At 61.5% G+C, this 19050-nt stretch carries 22 protein-coding genes and 2 tRNA genes; 9 read left to right on the top strand and 15 right to left on the bottom strand.

Annotated features, from left to right (window positions below):
• Positions 1-81 precede the first annotated feature (81 nt).
• Positions 82-273 (bottom strand): hypothetical protein, encoded by a 192-nt coding sequence (locus tag ACH9L7_RS11790; protein ID WP_396610895.1) that lies wholly within the window; start codon positions 271-273, stop codon positions 82-84.
• Positions 274-649: 376 nt separating this feature from the next.
• Between ACH9L7_RS11790 and ACH9L7_RS11785 the strand changes: the two genes are divergently transcribed.
• Positions 650-913: a hypothetical protein gene (locus tag ACH9L7_RS11785; protein ID WP_396610894.1), complete on the top strand. Its 264-nt coding sequence runs from the start codon at positions 650-652 to the stop codon at positions 911-913.
• A 526-nt stretch (positions 914-1439) separates the two neighbouring features.
• Here ACH9L7_RS11785 and ACH9L7_RS11780 read toward each other — a convergent pair.
• The 4 genes from ACH9L7_RS11780 to ACH9L7_RS11765 all read right to left on the bottom strand — a co-directional run bounded on the left by ACH9L7_RS11780 (position 1440) and on the right by ACH9L7_RS11765 (position 6010).
• Positions 1440-1512, bottom strand: a tRNA-Pro gene (locus ACH9L7_RS11780).
• Between the two features lie 50 nt (positions 1513-1562).
• The gene (locus ACH9L7_RS11775; RefSeq protein WP_396610893.1) at positions 1563-3419 is read right to left on the bottom strand and encodes an SLC13 family permease; all 1857 of its coding nucleotides are present in this window, start codon (positions 3417-3419) and stop codon (positions 1563-1565) included.
• Positions 3420-3496: 77 nt separating this feature from the next.
• Positions 3497-5551, bottom strand: a complete 2055-nt coding sequence (locus tag ACH9L7_RS11770) for a DEAD/DEAH box helicase (protein WP_396610892.1) — start codon at positions 5549-5551, stop codon at positions 3497-3499.
• Between the two features lie 75 nt (positions 5552-5626).
• The gene (locus ACH9L7_RS11765; RefSeq protein ID WP_396610891.1) at positions 5627-6010 is read right to left on the bottom strand and encodes a cupin domain-containing protein; all 384 of its coding nucleotides are present in this window, start codon (positions 6008-6010) and stop codon (positions 5627-5629) included.
• A gap of 87 nt (positions 6011-6097) precedes the next feature.
• Here ACH9L7_RS11765 and ACH9L7_RS11760 point away from each other — a divergent pair, with 87 nt between their 5' ends.
• Together ACH9L7_RS11760 and ACH9L7_RS11755 are read left to right on the top strand one after the other, a co-directional pair.
• Entirely contained in the window at positions 6098-7270 is a 1173-nt protein-coding gene (locus ACH9L7_RS11760) for a M50 family metallopeptidase (RefSeq protein ID WP_396610890.1), read from the top strand.
• 100 nt (positions 7271-7370) lie between these two features.
• Entirely contained in the window at positions 7371-7535 is a 165-nt protein-coding gene (locus ACH9L7_RS11755) for a DUF1059 domain-containing protein (protein ID WP_396610889.1), read from the top strand.
• A gap of 48 nt (positions 7536-7583) precedes the next feature.
• On the opposite strand, the gene ACH9L7_RS11750 is transcribed toward ACH9L7_RS11755, so the two are convergent.
• Positions 7584-8330, bottom strand: a complete 747-nt coding sequence (locus ACH9L7_RS11750) for an aspartate/glutamate racemase family protein (protein WP_396610888.1) — start codon at positions 8328-8330, stop codon at positions 7584-7586.
• Positions 8331-8414: 84 nt separating this feature from the next.
• Positions 8415-9128, bottom strand: a complete 714-nt coding sequence (locus tag ACH9L7_RS11745; protein WP_396610887.1) for a helix-turn-helix domain-containing protein — start codon at positions 9126-9128, stop codon at positions 8415-8417.
• Positions 9129-9410: 282 nt separating this feature from the next.
• Here ACH9L7_RS11745 and ACH9L7_RS11740 point away from each other — a divergent pair, with 282 nt between their 5' ends.
• Positions 9411-10289, top strand: coding sequence for a DUF4399 domain-containing protein (locus ACH9L7_RS11740; RefSeq protein ID WP_396610886.1), 879 nt, complete (start codon positions 9411-9413; stop codon positions 10287-10289).
• Between the two features lie 229 nt (positions 10290-10518).
• On the opposite strand, the gene ACH9L7_RS11735 is transcribed toward ACH9L7_RS11740, so the two are convergent.
• Positions 10519-10591 (bottom strand) — tRNA-His (locus ACH9L7_RS11735).
• A gap of 125 nt (positions 10592-10716) precedes the next feature.
• Here ACH9L7_RS11735 and ACH9L7_RS11730 point away from each other — a divergent pair.
• Positions 10717-11178, top strand: coding sequence for a DUF5814 domain-containing protein (locus ACH9L7_RS11730; RefSeq protein WP_396610885.1), 462 nt, complete (start codon positions 10717-10719; stop codon positions 11176-11178).
• Between the two features lie 25 nt (positions 11179-11203).
• Here the strand turns inward: ACH9L7_RS11730 and ACH9L7_RS11725 are convergent, their stop codons facing one another.
• The 3 genes from ACH9L7_RS11725 to ACH9L7_RS11715 form a co-directional block, all read right to left on the bottom strand.
• A complete protein-coding gene (locus tag ACH9L7_RS11725) occupies positions 11204-11632 on the bottom strand; it encodes a ribbon-helix-helix protein, CopG family (protein ID WP_396610884.1) in 429 nt (142 codons plus the stop codon).
• 97 nt (positions 11633-11729) lie between these two features.
• Positions 11730-12317 (bottom strand): RPA family protein, encoded by a 588-nt coding sequence (locus ACH9L7_RS11720; RefSeq protein WP_396610883.1) that lies wholly within the window; start codon positions 12315-12317, stop codon positions 11730-11732.
• Positions 12318-13253 (bottom strand): replication factor A, encoded by a 936-nt coding sequence (locus ACH9L7_RS11715; RefSeq protein WP_396610882.1) that lies wholly within the window; start codon positions 13251-13253, stop codon positions 12318-12320.
• A 194-nt stretch (positions 13254-13447) separates the two neighbouring features.
• On the opposite strand from ACH9L7_RS11715, the gene ACH9L7_RS11710 reads away from it, so the two are divergent.
• The 3 genes from ACH9L7_RS11710 to ACH9L7_RS11700 all read left to right on the top strand — a co-directional run bounded on the left by ACH9L7_RS11710 (position 13448) and on the right by ACH9L7_RS11700 (position 15241).
• Positions 13448-13732 carry a hypothetical protein gene (locus tag ACH9L7_RS11710; protein ID WP_396613268.1) on the top strand — a complete coding sequence of 95 codons (285 nt, stop codon included), beginning with the start codon at positions 13448-13450 and terminating at the stop codon, positions 13730-13732.
• A gap of 30 nt (positions 13733-13762) precedes the next feature.
• Positions 13763-14767, top strand: coding sequence for a mannose-1-phosphate guanylyltransferase (locus ACH9L7_RS11705; protein ID WP_396610881.1), 1005 nt, complete (start codon positions 13763-13765; stop codon positions 14765-14767).
• 69 nt (positions 14768-14836) lie between these two features.
• Positions 14837-15241: an SHOCT domain-containing protein gene (locus ACH9L7_RS11700; protein WP_396610880.1), complete on the top strand. Its 405-nt coding sequence runs from the start codon at positions 14837-14839 to the stop codon at positions 15239-15241.
• Between the two features lie 38 nt (positions 15242-15279).
• Here the strand turns inward: ACH9L7_RS11700 and ACH9L7_RS11695 are convergent, their stop codons facing one another.
• The 3 genes from ACH9L7_RS11695 to ACH9L7_RS11685 form a co-directional block, all read right to left on the bottom strand.
• On the bottom strand, positions 15280-16065 hold the full coding sequence (locus ACH9L7_RS11695; RefSeq protein ID WP_396610879.1) for an SDR family oxidoreductase: 786 nt from the start codon (positions 16063-16065) through the stop codon (positions 15280-15282).
• A gap of 69 nt (positions 16066-16134) precedes the next feature.
• Positions 16135-16626: a Tfx family DNA-binding protein gene (locus ACH9L7_RS11690; protein WP_396610878.1), complete on the bottom strand. Its 492-nt coding sequence runs from the start codon at positions 16624-16626 to the stop codon at positions 16135-16137.
• Between the two features lie 75 nt (positions 16627-16701).
• On the bottom strand, positions 16702-17157 hold the full coding sequence (locus ACH9L7_RS11685) for a TRAM domain-containing protein (protein ID WP_396610877.1): 456 nt from the start codon (positions 17155-17157) through the stop codon (positions 16702-16704).
• Between the two features lie 121 nt (positions 17158-17278).
• On the opposite strand from ACH9L7_RS11685, the gene ACH9L7_RS11680 reads away from it, so the two are divergent.
• On the top strand, positions 17279-17938 hold the full coding sequence (locus ACH9L7_RS11680) for a hypothetical protein (RefSeq protein ID WP_396610876.1): 660 nt from the start codon (positions 17279-17281) through the stop codon (positions 17936-17938).
• Positions 17939-17954: 16 nt separating this feature from the next.
• Here ACH9L7_RS11680 and ACH9L7_RS11675 read toward each other — a convergent pair whose 3' ends face one another.
• A complete protein-coding gene (locus ACH9L7_RS11675) occupies positions 17955-18950 on the bottom strand; it encodes a radical SAM protein (RefSeq protein ID WP_396610875.1) in 996 nt (331 codons plus the stop codon).
• Positions 18951-19050 lie beyond the last annotated feature (100 nt).

Raw genomic sequence — 19050 nt, 5'->3', positions numbered from 1 at the left:
GAGATGGGTAAGTAATAGACCCTCTCCCTGCCGATTGAGGTCTCTACAGTCGCTCGGACATTCAGCTTTGCTCTGCGAACGTTACTCCGTTCTGTCGAGTGCGTCCCGGTATGCGCGCGGTCCCGCGACAGCGGCGGTCCCAAGCACCATCAGCATCGCTCCCGTTTCGAGTCGCTGACTCGCGACGACAGCGGGTGTGACCATCCCGGTCAGAATCAGCACGCCGACGAGAAACATGATACCGCCGAGGATGTCGAGTGGTTGAATTGTCACCGTAGTCGAACGGATTCCGGCGCGTCTCAAAAGTGTTCTTGCCGTTCATCGGGGATTCCGAGCGAAATCGTGGGTTGCTTTCGCACACGCTACGCCGTGCTCGCTGAGGAACCCTGCGTCAAAATGGAACCTCCGAGAACTGCTCACGAGTACCCGATGGTCGAAATAGGTGAGTTCGAGGAGGCAACCAGCGGCGGATTGCTGTAGTTCGTTACCGCCATCGGCTCTCAAGGATGTCAATCTGGGCACTCCGAGATGAAACGGCCGCTAAGAAGGAGGGCAACTCTGTCACCAATAAAAATCGAACCTTTGTTTTTGTTGCAGGGAAACATGACTCCGCCAGTATATTTTCAAAGGATAGGATTGTACTTATGGTATGGTTGGGGGCACCGTTGAGCGGCTTATTGAGTACGTCCATGAGCGGGCAGGTGACGGACTTCGGACAGTCGTCGTCATGAACGAAGACAGTTGGGAAGTCGTCTACCTCCGGGACGACCTGCAACAGAAGTATTCCAGTGATACGTACGCGGCGGTCGTAGACCGATTCGTCTTGAAGACCCGTCTATGTCCCCTGCCATCGAAAACAAACCTATCGGTGAACGACGCGCTCTCCTTTATTACCATGAGAATGCGTGCGTGATTCAACTCCCATACACAGAGTCAGAAACGATTCTCATTAGTGTTTCACGAGATGTCGGTCGGGGCTTAGTGAAATTCATCGAATCCTGTCGAGAAGTAGTACAGGCACAAGCGTAGGTACCTATAGCAACTGTACTCGGCACCGTTTCGACAGTCTGGCACTGGCCGATAATTCCAGCAGAGTCCCCGAGATTTTTCGCGCGGCCCAAGGAACCGGCGCGTCCGCTGTTCTGCGTGCGTAGCTGTGCGGTGTATTTTGTTCAGGTGGGTTAGCCACACATGCTAAGCGACGCGCGGCCACCCCCGGTCGCCGGGCATCGCCGAAGCCCAGGAAGTCGGGAAGGAACGGGCGACACGCCGACCACCCCAAACGGCCGAAAATGCCGGCAAGAGTCGCCGACTCTGCCTTAATGAGTATGGGACCACCCGGATGTTGAACCTCAGTCGTTCCGCTTCGCTCCACTCCTTGGCTCAAATCCGGACGGTTGTCACTCTTTGGCTCATCACGTTGTTCTTCGCACAAAGAGTGGGACCGCCCGGATTTGAACCGGGGTCACGGGCACCCAAGGCCCGAAGTATACCAGGCTAACCCACGGTCCCGCATATACGTCTCTCCCCGTCTCGGAGTAAAGGGTTTCGTTCCTCGATTTTCAGGTGAGCGGGAAGAAATACGCCACCCCGAAGGTCGTCACAATGCCGAGAACCAACTGTAGCGGGCCGCCAACGCGGATGTAGTCGGTGAACTTGTAGCCTCCCGGACCGTAGACGAACAGGTTCGTCTGGTAGCCCACGGGCGTCATGAACGCCGTCGAGGCGGCGAACATGACCGCGAGGACGAACGAGAACGGCCGCGCACCCAACGTCGTCGCCGCCTCGATAGCGACCGGAATCATGAGCACGACGCTCGCGTTGTTCGAGATGATGTTCGTCAACAGCGCCGTCACGAAGTAGAAGACGCCGAGCACGCCGAGAAGCGGGAGGAAATCACCTGACATCACGACCATCTCGGCGAGGAGGGCGGCGGCACCAGAGTTCTCCATGGCGATGCCGAGCGGGATAACCCCCGCGAGGAGGAAGATAACGTCCCACTGGACCGCGTCGTACAGTTCGGGCGGGCGGAGACACTTCGTTGCGACCATCGCAAGCGACCCCATGAGGGCCGAGACGACGATGGAGACGAAATCGAGTGCCGCGAGGGCGACGACGCCCGCGACGATGCCGACGGCGATGGGAATCTTCGACTCGCGGTAGTCGTGGCGCTCGATTTCCTGTGCGACGATGAAGTCCCGGTTGTTGTCGAGGCGCTCGATGCTATCGAACGTCCCCTGAATGAGCAGCGTGTCACCGACGCGAAGCGGGAGGTTGTCCATCCGGCGGCGGATGAGTTCGCCACCACGGCGGAGCGCGAGTACGGTCGCGTTGTACCGCTGGCGGAAACTCGCGGAAGCGAGCGATTCGCCGACGAGCGAAGACCCCGGCGCGACGACGATTTCGACGAGGTTCTGTCCCTCGTCTGCGAGTTCGAGTTCGTCTTCTGTGACCGTCACGGGAACGAGGTCGAGTCCCTCCACGTCGAGCAGTTCGACGAGCGTGTTGCGGTCGGTCCGCAGGGTGAACACGTCTCCGGGCTGAATCTCCTTCGGGCCGAGCGGTTCGAGGAAGACGCTATCGCCGCGAATCAACTGCAAGAGGTCGACATCGAAATCCGTCCCGACGAGTGCGGCCTGTACCTGCTGGCCGACGACCGGTGAGTCCGCCCTGACGACGACTTCGGTCAGGTATTCGGCCATCTCGAACTCCTCGGTCAGGTCGCTCCGCGGTTCGATTCGCGCGGGGGTGAGTCGCCGACCGACGGTGAGGAGGTAGGCGGTGCCGACGACCATGACGACAGCCCCGAGCGCCGTGAATTCGAACATCGAGAAGGCGGCCTCGCCGGTGATACGGGAGTAGACGTCGCTGGCGAGGATGTTCGTCGAGGTTCCGATGACCGTCAACATCCCGCCGAACATCGAGGCGTACGAGAGCGGCAACAGCAGTTTCGACGGCGACGTTTTCCCGCGCTCTGCGAGGTCTGTGACCATCGGGAGCAAGATAGCAACGGCGGCGGTGTTGTTGATGAACCCGGAGATTGGGCCGACGACACCGATCGTCGCGCCGAGTTGCTTCAATTCATTGTCGCCCGTGAATTCCGATATCTTCGCACCGAGTATCTGGATGATACCGGTTCGCTGGACGCCCTCGCTCAGGATGAACATCGCCAGTACGGTCAGCGTCGCCGTATTGGCAAAGCCCGAGAGCGCATCACCCGGATACGACTCGAAGAAGACGATTGGTGCGTCGAGCATGCCGAGTGAGGCGAGTGATTCGGACACTGGGTGGACCAACATCAGCGTCACCATCACGCCGATAGCCGTCACGTCCACCGGCACCGGCTCCGCCACGAAGAACACCAGCGCGAGGAGGATGATGGCAGAGATGACCACGATACTCGGAGTTATCGCTACCACGCGGATATCGACGCACTGACTGCCGAAAAGGGTGCGGGATTCGGAATGTCCGTTTCTGGCTGCCGTTGCGCTCCCCCTTATCGTCCCTCGTCTGCCAGTTCGAGGTCGGCGACGATGTCGTAGGGGCTGAGACCGTTTCGGATACCGTCGAGAATGCGGAAGGCATCGCTTGGCGAGAGGAACTGTCTCGTTATCGCCCGGCCGAGCGGCGTCGGTTCGAGGCCGTCAATGAACTCCCACTCGATGAGTTTCCCGACGGCGTGCGTCGTGGGCAACTCGCCGAGCATCCGGTCGTTGAGCGCTTTGGCCTTCTTCCCGCCGACGACGATGTTCGCCAGCGTCTCTTCGACGGCGGCGGACTCGTCGTAGACGGTTCGAACTTCTTCCATCTCGCCTTTCAGGAGTTTGAACGCCACCTCGTCTTCGGTCATCTCCATCGTGTTGTGATAGCTGGTGTCGGGTTCGACGAGGAGGTAGACCGTCCCTTTGTCGTGGTAGTCCGGACGGCCTGCCCGCCCGAGCATCTGGCTGAACTCCTGTACGGAGAGCCATTCGATACCCATCGCAAGCGTGTCGAAGATGACCTGTGACGCCGGGAAGTCGACACCGGCGGCGAGGGCGGCGGTGGTCACGACTGCCGCGAGGTCCTGGTCGGCGAACTGACGCTCCACGCGCTTGCGTTGCTTGTAGTCCAACCCGGCGTGGTACGGCGCGGCGTTGTACTCCAGTTTGCGCGCAACCTCGTGGCAGCGACGACGCGAGTTAGTGAAGATAATCGTCTGGCCGCGGTAGCCCTTCGAGGACTTGGTGTCGAACGCCCGTTTCACGAGGCGGTTTTCGATTCGCGGTTTCTCTTGGCCGTCGGCGAAGGTGACGTGGCGCTCGATGGGAACCGGGCGGTCTTCGTACTCGATGAGTTTCGCCCGCAGGTTCTGGGCCAACCAGTCCGGGTTGCCGACGGTTGCAGAGAGGTAAATCCACTGCGCCCCATTGTAGTTGTCGCGCTGTTTTGCCCGCTGATTGCAGTAGTACTTGAGACGGGAAATCATCCCGTCGAGGCGGTGGCCGCGTTCTTCTTCTTTGAGGGTGTGAACCTCGTCGATGACGACGGTCCCGATGTCGCCGAGGTCTTTGCCCGTTCGGAGGGCGTGGTCGATACCCTCGTAGGTGCCGACGATAACGTCGGCGTTCGGGTCGAACCGGTTGCCGTCGTCGTTGATGCGACTCGCACCGACGCGGATAGTAACCTTGCCGAGGTGGCCGTAGCGCTCTTTGAAGTCCTCGTGTTTCTGGTTTGCGAGCGCGACCAGCGGAACGAGAAAGAGCATCTTGCCCTTCCCCTTCAGCATCCGGTCGATACCGGCGAGTTCGCCGATAAGGGTCTTCCCGGTCGCCGTGGCACTCACGACAAGTTGGTCGTCGCCGTCGAGGACGCCGTTGGAGACGGCGAGGCTCTGGACCGGCAGCAGGGTTTCGAACCGGTCTGCCAGCATCGACTTCAGGTTTGGATGGACGTCGAGGTCGGCCGTATCGACGAGGTCGACATCTTCGGTGGTTGCGCTGATGGTGTCGAACTTCGTCAGGTCGGGGTCGAGTTCGCCCTGCAGGAGGTTCGTGATGCGCGTGAGGTCCTGCGTCTCGTAGAGGAGTTCTTCGAGACGGTCCTGCGCCGCTCGGGTGAGACCGCCACTGTACGAGAGTTCCTGTTCGAGTTCCTGCACCGCGCAGTCGCGGCAGATGTCCTCGTGTTCGGCTTTGATGGCCGTGTCGTCGGTGATGGGCGAGTAGCGTCCGTTGATTGCACAGCGACGACAGGTCCGCACGACGAGGGATTCGAGTTGGTACCCGTCGAGCATCGCCTTGAGTTCCTCACGGCCCGCACTGGGGGTCTGCTGCGAGATGCGAATGCGCGAGGCCGAGCGAGCGAGTTCGACAAATTGGCTCGGGTCGCGTGGCTCTTCGGCACCTTTCTGGACCACGAGGAAGCGAAGCGGCCGGGGCCCCGCATTCGTCTGCTTCAGTTCGAGTTTTCCGCGGAGCACCCGCTTTCCATCCCGACGGACGACGACGAGATAGTCGTCGCCTGTCTGGTGGAGAAACAGCGTATCGACACGGGTGACCTGTTGAGACACGATGGGTCGTACGGAGACGTGGTATTTCAGGGATTCGTCTGCGTGTCGGCCCTCGTGTGGGCCGAGGCGTTGCCGTCACTCCTCGTCGACGACTTCGATGGTGTCGTCACCGTTCGGTACCACACAGATGAACGACCCCTCTTCGTCGGCGTCATTTCGGTACCAGTGGGGCACGCCCGCCGGAATGAGAAGCGAGTCGCCCGCTTCGACTTCGTACTCTTCACCGTCGATGCCGACGGTGTAACGACCGGAGAGGACGTACTGCTCGTGTTCGACCTCGTTGGTGTGGCTCGGCACCGACGCGCCGGGTTCGAGGACGAACCGCCGGAGTGCGAAGTGCGGTGCGTCGTCGGCATCGGAAATGAGCACGCCCTTGTGCATGCCGTCGGCGGCACCGACAGACTCGTACTCGATGTCGTCGCCTCGCTTGACCACTGGTTCAGGTCGGGAATCGCTCATATCTCTCCGTGTATCGCCGGGCCGCGTAAGCCTTCCCCCGTTCCCACCAGCCTGACGACTTAAGACCTTCCCATGGTAAGTACGGGTATGCGAGGAATCCGCATTGGTAGCGCCTTCGGTATCCCGATTCGGCTCGACCTCACCTTCCTCCTGGTCCTCCCGCTTTTCGCGTGGCTCATCGGGGCGGACGTGGCGAACCTGACTGTCGTCATCAACGACCTCTTCGGGACCACTATCGACGGCGAGGTTCTCACGACTGGGTCGATGCAGTGGATACTCGGGTCCGCCGCCGCCATCGGACTGTTCGGCGGCGTCTTGCTCCACGAGTTCGGTCACTCGCTCGTCGCCATGCGCTACGGCTACGAAATCGAGTCGATTACGCTGTGGCTCTTCGGCGGTGTCGCTCGCTTCAAGGAGATTCCAGAAGACTGGAAACAGGAGTTCACCATCGCCATCGCTGGGCCCATCGTTTCTGTTCTCATCGGCGTCGTCGCGTACCTCGGGTTCCTCGTCCTCCCCGAATCATTGGGTGCTGTGCAGTTCGTCTTCGGCTACCTCGCGTTGATGAACGTCTCGCTGGCCGTCTTCAACATGCTTCCCGGGTTCCCAATGGACGGCGGACGCGTCCTCCGCGCGCTTCTCGCACGCAACCGCCCTCACGCGAAGGCGACCCAGATGGCCGCCGAAGTTGGGAAGGTGTTTGCTTTCCTCCTCGGACTCTTCGGGTTGTTCTTCAACCTCTTTCTCGTCGCCCTCGCCTTCTTCATCTACATGGGCGCGTCGGGCGAAGCCCAACAGACCGTCCTCAAGGCGACGTTTGAGGATGTGGTCGTTCGGGACATTATGACTGGGAGCGAGAACCTCGATGTCGTCGACGAGCAAACGTCCGTCTCGGAACTCCTCGAACGCATGTTCGTCGAGCGCCACACGGGCTACCCAGTCCTCAGAAATGGCGACCTCATCGGTATGGTCACGCTCGACGACGCTCGGGGCGTCAGGGAAGTCGAACGCGACGCTTACCGCGTCGACGACATCATGAGTGACGAACTCGCAACCATCGGTCCCGACGCGGACGCGATGGACGCCATCGCCCTCATGCAGGAACACAGCGTCGGTCGCCTTCCGGTCGTCGACGAGGAGGGTGACCTCGTGGGGCTGGTCTCTCGGTCCGACCTCGTGACCGCCTTCAACATCATCCGCAGTCGCGGGTCGCTCGATGCGATGCCAATCAACGAGTCTGGGTTGGCGCAACTCCGTTGACGGCCCTGTGGTCCGATGCGACCGGCGCGCACAGGGACACAACGATTATTCTACCACGTGGCGTATGGTAGCGTGCCACGAATGTGGTGGTGACACAGAAATGACGAAGCGAATCGTTTGCCGAGACGCGGGCTACGATTGTGATTTCCAAATCCAATCGGAGAACGAAGATGAACTTGTAGAGTTCGTCAGGGAACACGCGATGAACACACACGACACCGAACTGTCCGCAAGCGACATCCGCGGACTGGCAGTCGACATCTGACTGCCTCTTTTTTCCTGCAGGTGGGACCCGCACACAGCGAGGCGACTGTTACTTCACTTCGATATCGACGCTGAGACTCTCGTCGACGGCGCGTTCGGCGTGGAGCGCGGTGGTGTCGAAAAACGGCACCTCGGGTCTGTCAGACTGGTCGATGAGTTGCTCGATTTCCGTACATCCGAGAACGATACCCTCCGCGCCGTCAGCGACGAGTTCGTCGACGACTTCGAGGTAGCGGTCACGGGATTCGTCCCGAATCTCGCCTTTGGTTAACTCCTCGAAGACGATTCGGTCCACGTCCTCGCGGTCCTCCTCGTCGGGGACGACGATATCGATGCCGCGCTGAGCGAATCGCGCTCGGTAGAATGGGTCTTCCATCGTTACCGAGGTTCCGAGGACGCCGACAGTGTCGATTCCGGCGTCCAGAATCACGTCGGCGGCCGCATCGACGATGTGGACGAAGGGGATAGAAAGCGCGTCGGTGATAGCCGGCGCGACTTTGTGCATCGTGTTGGTGGCCATGATGACGAAGTCAGCACCGCCCGCTTCGAGGTCCTGCGCGGCATCGGCGAGGTACGACCCCGCTTCGTCCCACTGTTCGCCCTGGATGAACCCCTCAATGTCGGCGAAGTTGACGCTCCGAATCAGGATATCGCCGGCGTGGTGCCCGCCGTAGATTTCGTTGACCGCGTCGTCGATGAGGCGGTAGTACTCGACGGTCGATTTGCCGCTCATTCCGCCGAGGATGCCAATCGTTCGCGGTTCATCACTGGTGTTCGTGTCCTTGCTTTCTGGCATACACGACACGAGCGCACATCACCACATCAGCGGGACCCTTCCATAGAAGGGACACCCGGAACCAACCGAGAAGTCGTTCGTCGTCTACTGCTTTCCGATGAGTTTCGCTTCCGCCTTTCGGAGGTGTTCGAGGAACGTCGCTTTCGACACGCCGAGTTCGTCGGCCAGTTCCTTCGCCGTCGCCTCCCGTGGCCAGTTGTAGTAGCCGTACCGCTTCGCAATAGCCACCGCCTCGCGTTGCCGCGGGGTGAGAAGCGTTGGCTCTCCCACCGACGGCGGCCGGACGGGTTCGGACGCCGGGGCGATTTTCGTGACCGAGATTTCCGCGTCGCGTTCCTCCCGAATTTCGTCGAGCAGTCGCCCGAGCGACGACCGAGACGTGTGCGCCAGCAGGTTCCACGTCTCGACGCCGTCTTCGATTCGATAGGAGCTATCGACGAGCACCCCCCGCGTCAAGAACGCCGACCCGATGCCCTCATCCACGTCGTATTCGATGAACACGTCCTGTGCGGCGTGGCCCATTGGCGACGCGAGCGCGTCTTCGCTCGCGGCCGTCCCTATCGGTTCGATGTGGTTGATGAACGAGACTTCGTGTGCGACTTCGATTGCCTGCGTGACGTGCTCGCGCGAATCGCCATAAATCGTACAGCGCTCGTACGCCGAGGTGTCGTCGACCGCCGCACCATGACCGATGAGGCCACTCCCCGCCTCGTCCGTAGAGATGATGCCCCAACAGTCGGGATGCCATACCTCGAGGGTGAGATTGAGGAGTTCCGTTTCACCGTTCGACCCGGTCATTGCTTGTTGATGGAGGTCTGTCGTGAAAAATTAGATAGGTTGGCTGAGGTGATTGGATAGATTGGCTGGGGTGATTAGATAGGTTGGCTGAGGTGGCTCACCCGGCGGTTACCACCGACTTCGCTATTCGCAGCGTGCGCCTCCCCGTAGTGGCTTGGGATTGTCTCTCACAGACCGGATACATTCCAAATATAGGTTAGGTATATTCAATTATTTTGTATAAATAACCAATCCACAACATTATAGTTAGAAACTTGGAATAAGAAAATGCAAAACATGTCTATGGGTAGTAACGTCTCGAGACGGACGTTCGTCGGAACGATTTCAAGTGCAGTCGCTGTCGGTCTCGCGGGTTGTACTGGCAGCCAAGCAGAGAGTGGCGGGACTGAAGCCAACGGGACGACGACGGAGGGACACAAGACGACGACCAAGTCTGAAGAGACGACGACTACTGCTGAATCCGAGACGTACATGAACGGTGTCGGTGCCGACGCCAGCATCTCGTTCGAGGTGCCGTCCGCGGAGTCGGAACTCACCAGTACGTATGTGCAATGGAACGCCGCCGCGGATGGCGTCACCATCGAGCAGTCGGGTGCGGTCAACGACGGTGCTGGCCACTATCACATCCTGGTCGACACCGACCCCGTGACTCCGGGCGAAGTCATCCCCAGCGACGACTCGCACATCCACTACGGAAGCGGTCAGACGGACGGTGTCCTCGAACTCGAACCGGGTGACCACACGCTTCACCTGCAGGTCGGTGATGGCGTACACAAGGCGATGGACTTGGTCGAGACTGTCGAAGTCACCGTCAGTGACGACGCGAGTCTCAGCCTCGATACGAGTGTTGATGGGAGCGTCGTCGAGTGGGAAGTCACCGCCGAGAACTACACCATCGAACCATCCAGTGAAGGGATTACTTCCAACGCCGGGCACCTCCACGCGATCATCGACGCTGATCACGTCCCGGTCGGCGATGTCATTCCGAGCGACGCACACCACGTCCACTTCGGTGATGGGTCGACGAGCGGACGCCTTGACCTCGCAGCGCAGCTCGGTGACGAGTACGAACCGGGCGACCACAAGATACACTTCCAAGTTGGGACGGGAACCCACCGCGCGACGATGGTCCACACCCACACGACGGTCACGACCGAGTAGCAATCCCGTCGCGTTTCTTTCACACGGGTGCGAACCTGAAGACGGTTCAGGTGCGAGAATTGAACGCCGTGAGGCTTCGCCTCACGTACTCACGCTCGCTTCGCTCGCGTGAACCTCGCTCGCAACAAGTTGCTCGCTGGTTCAATTTTCTCCGTCAGACTTCACACCAAATTTCGGTGTGGGTTCGCACACGCTACGCGGCGCTCACCGAACGAAATTTGTAGAAAAGGTCCAGGTGCGAGAATTGAACCCGCGTCTCAGCCTCCACAAGGCTGAAGGATAGTCCACTACCCCAACCCGGACACGCTGCATCCATCTGTAATTCGCTACGATTAAAATACGTTACGACTCGGGGGCAGTGCGTCTCAGACCCGCACACTCTCCACCGGGAATCTTTTGCTCGTCACCACCAAAGGAACGTCTACGCGTGGCTATCACGGACAAAATCTACCTCAAGAACCACCGCCAAATCGTCTCGCAACTGGATACGAACATCCCGAAGCGCGTCTTCAGCGGTGCAACCCTCGAAGTCCTCTACTCGGGCGAGGGCCTCTCGAAAGTCGACGACGCGACCCGTGACCGGCTCTTGGATTTCGCACAGGACTTCCTCGACTGCGAGAACTCGGACGACATCTACACCGGCTACCCAGAACGCAAGTTCATCAATTACCTCCTCGAACTTCGGGCGCAGGGCCTTGGCCCCGACGCCATCGTGGACGTGATGAGCGACGAGTACATGGTCTACGCCTACCCCGGCGACGTGCTGTCGTTCCTCGACAACTCGGTCCGGACGCTCGAATCAGTCGAAGCGCTCGCCGACGTGGAAGGAGACAGGGAAATGCTCGACGAAGCGCGGCGCGCGAAGAAAGACCTCGTCGGCCCGCGCTAGGTAGCTGTCCGTCCGAACGCGTTCGTTACCCGAGTTTGAACGGCGGTTCGTCGCCCGACGTGTCGAGGTCTTCGAGTTGGATAACCTCCTCTACGTCGCCGTGGTCACGTTCCAGTTGCTCCCGAAGATGGTTTACGTAGCCTTTGTGCTCTTCGAGCTGCTCGCGGAGGTGTTCGGCCTCCAGTTCGAGGCGCTCGTGTTCGCGGATGAAACTCTTCGGTACTTCGACGGTCGGGGGGAACGACTCGTGTGTGTCATCGTCGTCGCCTTCGCGGAGGCGGTCGAGTTCGTGCGTGGGGACGGCTTCCACCTGACCGTCGTGGGCAACTAGCGTGTCCACGTAGTCGCGGAAAACGGCAGACAGGGAGATGTCCCGCTCTTCAGCTATCTCCCGAAGGGTCTCGAACGCGTCTTCGTTGACGCGAAACGAGATGGTCTTGTTTTTGTTGCCCATGATATTCGTCGGTCCGTCGTCTGGCCACTTAATATTTCGTCAGACGAGGGGGTGTACGCCGGTTCCAGTCGAAAATAATGCGGGAGTCGCGTGGGCGCTAGTCCAGTTCGTCGGACCCTTCGAGGCTTTCCAGCGCGGCAATCGAGGCCTGCTTGTACTCGTCGACGGGCAGGTCGTAGTTCTCACGCGACATCAGGGCGTACTCGTTGCCCTCGTCGTCGAACGCCTCGATTCGGTCGAGCGTTCGCGCTGCCGTCTCGGAGACCCAGCGGTCGCGCGTCGCGGCGTCGACTTCGGTGATGGACTCCGGTCGGACGGAGACGTTGATAGAGCCATCGTCCGTCTCGTAGGTCCGCGGCTTACCGACGACGGCGACGTAGGCCGGTGGTTCGAGGTCGCGGAGCGCGCTTGCGGCCTCGGGCTGGTACTGCCCGGCGTAGACGAAGAACGTCCCCGTCGGGTCGACGATGCGACCACGCCAGTACTCGTTGTCCTCGCCCACGTCGTCTTTCTCGGTGAGGGTGCCGACGAGGAAGATGCGATTGGCACTTTCGCCCGTCGGGAGGAGGAGATAGACGGGCGCGCGCTCGTCGTCGGACTCTTTGAACGTGTAACCGGCGTCGTTGAACTCCTGTGCGAAGACGCGCCGGGCAACTTCTCGGGTTGGAATCTCGTTAGAACTCATTTACATCGACCTCGCTTTGATGAGCAGTTCTTCGACGTCCGCGGGGTCAGAGAGCCGTTCGACTTCGTTCGCGAGAACGTATCGGCCGAGGGTCGGCCCCGTGACCCGGTAGTAGACGCCGACGAGGTCGCCGCGCATCTCCTCTTCGACGATGGTGGTGTCGAGGGCGTCCATGGCCATCTGCTTCGCCGCATCCAGCTCGATGCCCGTCAGTTCCTCGGTCATCTCGCGGTTGAAGATGACCTCGTGGACCTCGTTGCCGTCGTCGATGACGGCCTTGATACGGAGGTCGAACTCGCCTTCGACGTTGCCGTGTTCGGAACACCGACCGTTCTGGAGGACGCGCGTACAGTCCTCCTCGGGACAGCGCTTGATGAGACCGCTGCCGGACTGGATGTCCACAAGCGCCCCCTCGACGCTCGTCGAGTCGTCGCCGACTTCGATCTCTTCGTCGAGTTCCGTGATGCTCGTCGTCCGGTTGAGCTTCACGGAGAAGTTGCCCTGGTACTCGTCGGTGACGACGTTGCCGAGAGCGTACGATTTGCCTGCTTCGAGTTCGGGGAGTTCCGACGTGGTGAAGGAGACGAACTTCATCCGCCCGGATTCGTCGCCGAGCAAGCCGACCTGTGCGATGGCCTCGCTCCGGGGCTCCCAGAGTTCGACGACCTTCGCGCGCACGTCGACCCACTGTTCGTCCTCGTCGATGTCGTTGAGCAACGTCTCCTCGTTGCCACCGGCACCGCCGCCGAGTTCGTCGCGGTCGATGTCGGCCTCGTCGAGGTAACTGTTGACGACACTCCGCCGTGCCTCGTCGACGGGAACGCGGTACTCGTTAACGAGACTCTCGAGTCGCTCTTCGACATCGTCGACGGACACGTCTAGATGGTCCGAAAACTGTTCAGCTATCTCTGCTGCATGGGTTCGCAGATCAGTCATGGTCTACCTCGCCTCCACCTTGGTTTCCATTGGGAGGCATACGCAGCTTGGATGCGTATTCATATAAAAATGTCTGAGGCGGAGTGAAAGTGAAACCCCAATCCCGTGAGCGCGACACCCTCGTCGTCCGCGAGTGTCGGCTCCGGGCACCGACGAGCGAGGAATTGATACGGCCGGGGCACGCACCCTGTTCCATGGACGACCGCCTCGAAAGCATCATCCGAAGCGCCGCCCGGACCGCAGGCAAGCGCTACGAGGAGGTCAAACGCGCCTACCGGGACGGCCGCTCGTCGTCTGACGCCGTCGACTCGCTTCCCAAAGACGGCGAGGGGCGCGCGAAAATCGTCTGCCGCCGCCACGTCGAGCGGCGCGCCGTCGCCATCGACGCTGAGGGCCGCCCCGCCTGCTTCGACCCCGACCACCCCGACTGTCAGGGGTGTGTCGAAGATGTCCGCGAAGGCATCGTCGAGACGTGGTAGGATTTTCACCCTGCGTCTCGACCTGCCGATATGGACCGCCCGCTCGTTGCACTCGTCCTCGCCGGTGGTACCGGAACGCGACTCTATCCCGCCAGTCGAAGCGACCGCCCCAAGCAGTTCCTCCCGCTCGGGGGTGACCAGTCTCTGCTCTCAGCGACCGTCTCCCGGGCCGACTTCGCCGACCACGTCGTCGTCTCTACCCGCACGGAGTTCGCCGACGACATCGCCGACCACGCACCCGACGCGGAGGTTGTCGTCGAACCCGCCGCGAAGGACACTGGTCCGGCCCTCGTCTACGCGACCCACCGAATCGCAGAACTGTACACCAACCCCGTCGTGGTCGTCCTCCCGAGCGACCACCACGTCGGCGACGGCTTCTCCGAGGCGATGGCTCGCGGCGCTCGCGTCGCGGCCGAGACCGACTCACTCGTCGCCTTCGGCGTCGAACCTACCCGTCCCGACACCGGTTACGGATACATCGAACCCGGCGCGTCCCACGGCGACTACGCCGACCTCGCGACGTTCCACGAGAAACCGGACGCGGACACCGCCGAACGGTACGTCGAACAGGGCTACCTCTGGAACGCTGGGATGTTCGCGTGGACGCCCGACGCTCTCCTCGCGGCCGCCCGCGACTCGCCGCTCGAATCCCTCGTCGAAGCCCTCGATGCCGGAACGGTCGAAGCCGGATTCGACTCTGTCGACCCGCTTAGCATCGACTACGCGGTGATGGAGCGCGCCGCCGACGCGTCGGTCGTGCCCGTCGACTTCGAGTGGGACGACGTGGGCGCGTGGGATGCACTCGCCCGCGTCCTCGACGCCGACGACGCGGGGAACGTCGCACTCGGTGACGACCCGATAGTCGTCGATGCCGCAGACAACGTCGTCGCCACCGACGGAGCGAACGTCTCGCTGGTTGGCGTCTCCGACCTCGCGGTGGTCGCGTGGGACGACCGAGTCCTCGTCGTACCGAAAGCACAGGCACAGCGGGTTCGGGAAGTCGTCTCACAACTGAAGGACAGAGACCAGTTCTAACGAGCCCAGAGCGCGCTCGGGGCGTTCGTATCGGATAGCTTTACTATTGCTGCTCGGTTGTCAGTTTATATGGCTCGCTCAATGGGCAGGAGCATTCTGCACAAGGCGACAGATATCACGGCGATTCTCGTCACCGGTACGTGGCTCTCTGCGCTCTTTTTGGGCTACGACTGGTGGCTTCCGGCGCTCTTGTTCGGATATATCGCCGTTCTCCCCCTCGTGGACTTGCTCACTGACGGCGACTCGTCTTCGGACGCCGACGACGAATCCGCCTGGACGGACGAGCAGACGAGCGCTGCGGAGAGTGACGACCAGCCGGATTCGACGTCACAAGACGCGCTTGACACGCTCCGCGACCGATACGCGCGAGGCGAACTCACCGACGAGCAGTTCGAGCGCAAACTCGAACGACTACTGGAGACGGAGTCGATGGAGGATGTCGAAGACCGGGCCCGCGAGACAGAGCGCGCGTAGGCTTTCGGAACTGCCCGTTAGTGACACCTAACTGCCCGTTAGTCGCTCGCAAGCCGCCCACCGTCGACGGGCACACACGCACCCGTGACGAAACTCGCCCGATTACTGGCGAGGAACGCAACCACGTCGCCGAGTTCGCGCGGGTCGCCGATTCTCCCGAGCGGGATATCGTCGGCCCACGATTGCAGGCCCGCTTCGTAGGTGTCGTGGTCGCCGCGCTCGACACCGGCCTCCACTAACTCTTCGATGCGACTCGTCTCGTGTGCGGCCGGGAGGACAGCATTCACTCGAACGCTCGGGGCGAGTTCCCGCGAGAGCGACTTCACGAGGCCGATGACGCCGCGCCGAACCGCGTTCGAGAGGATGAGGTCGTCGGAGACTTCCTTGACCGTCGTAGAGGTGATGCAGGTGATGGTCCCGGCGTCGCTCGCTTCGAGATGTGGACGGGCCGCTTTGACCGTCCAGACGGCGCTCATGACGAGCATGTCGAACGCGCCGTACCACTCTTCTTCGGTCGTATCGGCGAACCCACCCGGTGGGACACCGCCCGCCGAGGTGACGACGTGGTCGACGCCGCCGAACGTTTCGACGGCCGCCTCGACGAGCGCGTCGATGTCTTCCCTGTTCGTGATGTCCGTCTCGACGCCGACGACAGACCCATCGAGGTCGCTCAACTCGCGTTCGGTCGCGTCGAGGCGGTCTGCGTCTCGGCCGCAGATAACTACGTTCGCACCTTCGTCAACCAGTGCCTCGGCGCTCGCCCGCCCGAGACCGGCGGAACTCGCCGTCACGATAACAGTATCTCCGTCGATTCCGAGATGCATGGACGTGGGGACGAGCGGTCCCCGGAAAAACGTAGGTGTTGCAGCAGAGATGGTGTGGGAACGCGCCAGTTAGACCGTCTCGGCGTGCTTTCTAACCCGGACGCGACCGTCGCTTGTGACGCCGATGAAGAGCGTCTCTTTGACCTCTCGACCCTCTACGGCGTCGCCCGCAGCGTCTGAGACGATTTTCATCAGGTCCGGCGCAGTGTGGTTCACCTTCACGCCCGCGTCGTCGCAGGCGTCGTAGACGCGTTTCGGCACGTCGTAGAGGTCGCTTCCGGCCGTGACTTCGATACGAACCGGCGCGGTGAGGGCGTCTACGAATGTCACCGTCTCGCGTGCCTTCTCGACGTTGCTGCGGGCGCTCGCTTCGATGCTGGAGACGTTCGCCCGCGACGTGCCGAGGAACTCGGCGATAGTCGATTGTCGAACACCCTGCTCGCGGAGTGCGAGCACCTCGGCCTGTCGGCGAGTAAGGACGCTCGTTTCGGGGTCGAAGCCCGCCCGGTCGAGCAATTCGTCGACATCCGGGACCGTCTCGTCGTCGCGTCCGTCGCTCATACGTCGGGGTCGGACGGAGGGGTCAAAAAGATACAGCAGGCTGTCTGTCCACTGGAAGTCGCTGCCAGAGTGGGGTTACTCGCCCCAGAAGTTGTCCCGACTTCCGAGTGCTTCCGGTCGCTTCGGCATGCTTCGCGTCTCGTCCGAATCCTCGTCTTCACCCGTGTCAACCGTCTCCTCGGCTTCTTCGGGGTCCATCGGGAGGCGCTCGATGACTTTCTTCGCGCGGGCGTGACTTCCCTTCACTTGGTCGATTCGGACCACAGCCCGTGCATCGGGGAGCAGGCCATCGACGAAGACGATGAAGCCGTCTTCGGTTCGACCGACGCCAGCACCGCTCTCGTGGATGTCCTCGACGGTGACGATGACTTCCTCTCCGGGCTTGACCGGTTGCTGCTTCAGTTCGTAGATGGGCCGCTCGTAGTGGTCACACCACTCCGCGCCGCCGCGGTCGCCGTAGTATTGACACCCCATCCCGTTGATTCGCTCCGAGAAACTGGGGCATTCGTCCGCCAGTGGACAGTCCGACATGTGCGGAGGTACACTTGGGGCACCCTAAACCCTTGCGGGTAGCTCGTCACCCCCTCAAACCCGTTTTTCGACCGTATCTCGGCCCCAAAACCCTTTCTGCCGTTCGCACCAACCCCGCGACATGACAGAACGCGTCCCCGAGTTCGCCCTCCTTGTCGGTGTGTTTCTCGGCCTTTCGGCGGCCGTCTCCGGTGCCGTCCTCACCGGCGAACTGTTCCGCCCGATTCTCACCGGCGTGGTCGTCTGTTACCCCTTCGCCGTTTTCGGCGTCGTCCGCTCCGAAGACCCGAGCGAGGCACTCCCACCCCGTCCCGTCCTTGCGTTCGGTACCGTCCTCGGGGTCGTGACCCTCCTCGCCGCCGCCGTCGAACGTCCCAACGACGTCCTCTCGGGACTCGCCGCCAGTCTCGTCGTCACGCTCCCGCCCGCCGCCTACGCCACGCGGTTCGGTGCCGATGTCAACCCCTTGTCGCCGGTTCAGACGCTCGTGGTGACTGCCGCCGTGGGCGCGGTGTTTCTCGCCTTCGCACCACTTCTCGGCACTCTCAGTGCCATCGTCGGTCTGGTCGTTGGACTCTCCGGTGCGCTCTACGCCGACGCTCGCGGCTTTCGACCGACTCACCGCCAGCGCCGTCTCGGTATCGTTGGCGGGGTACTCGCTGGCGTCGCAGTCGCGTGGTTCGGCCTCGCGATGCAACTTCCGCTTGCCCCCACGACGGCGACGGCCGCGGCGCTCGTGCTCGCGCCGAGTCTGTTCGCCGCGATTACGCGGGAGCGGTAAAATCCGGGGTGAAAATTCAGGCTAACGGCGTGCGCTCGACCACAGTCCCATCGAACGTCGGGTACTGCTCGACGATTTCGCCCTCGTCGACGTCGCCGTCTTCTATCATCTCTTCGAGGAGCCACCACGCGACTTCGACGTGGTTCGTCTTGACCGTGTAGAACTCCTCGGGAACGCCGAGTTCGGCGAACCGCTCGGCCGGGGTGTAGGTCTTGCCGTAGACGAGGGTGCCGTCTTCGGTCACTTCGTCGAAGGGACGGCGGAGGTTCTGTGCCATCCGTTTGAGGCGGTTTCTGTGCTGGGCGGCGTCTTTGAACACGGAGGTACAGAAGTAGACGCGCTCGTGGTCGCCCATCTCGTCGAGGATAGCCTGCTTCGAGCCGTCGACAGCAGACATGTGGCCCTCTTGGAGTTCGTAGCCCTCCTGTTGCATCCGGCGGTAGTTCCCGTCGGACATCTCGAACTCGTTGACGTTGCAGAACTCCGCTGCGCCCTCGTCGAGGAAGTCGAGGAACTCCTGTTCGGCGCGGATGCCCGGAATCTCGAACGCGGGCGTGAGGCCCTCCTCGCGAGCGATGTAGAGGATATCCTCCCACTCAGTGCCGTGCATATCGCCCCAGAGTTCGAGCGGCGGGTGGAAGCGAATCTCGTCGAGTCCAGCCTCCGCGAGGCGGCGCATGTTCTCCCGGCCGCCGGTGATGCCCGTGTAGAGGTGGGTGTGGTGGTCCTCGCCGAACTCGTCTTTCAGAAGCGAGATGTAGTGACAGGTCTTGTCGAGTGCTTCCTGCGGTTCGCCGCCCGTGATAGAAGAGCCGAGCGCGTCCATGCGCTTTGCCTCCTCGATAACGTCCGAATCAGACTCGACTTTCCGCTCGTTGGCGTATACGTCCGTGACGTTCTTTCGATTCTCGCCGAGCGGGCAGTAGAAACAATCACGCTGGTCGCAGTACCCGTAGACGAACAGCACCATCTTTCCTCCCATGGCGCACTGCTCGCAGCCCTTCGAGATCATTCGTTGAACACACGATATTCGTCCCACGGGCAAAAACCGTGCGAAACGCGGTTCGAGTGGTGTGCCCACGTTCGCCATAGATGGATGAGATTAAGGGACA

This window comes from Haloferax sp. S1W (genome assembly GCF_044593955.1).
GTDB lineage: Archaea > Halobacteriota > Halobacteria > Halobacteriales > Haloferacaceae > Haloferax.
The sequence above is the reverse complement of the archived record's forward strand: the minus strand, read 5'-3'. Positions and strand labels throughout refer to the sequence as shown.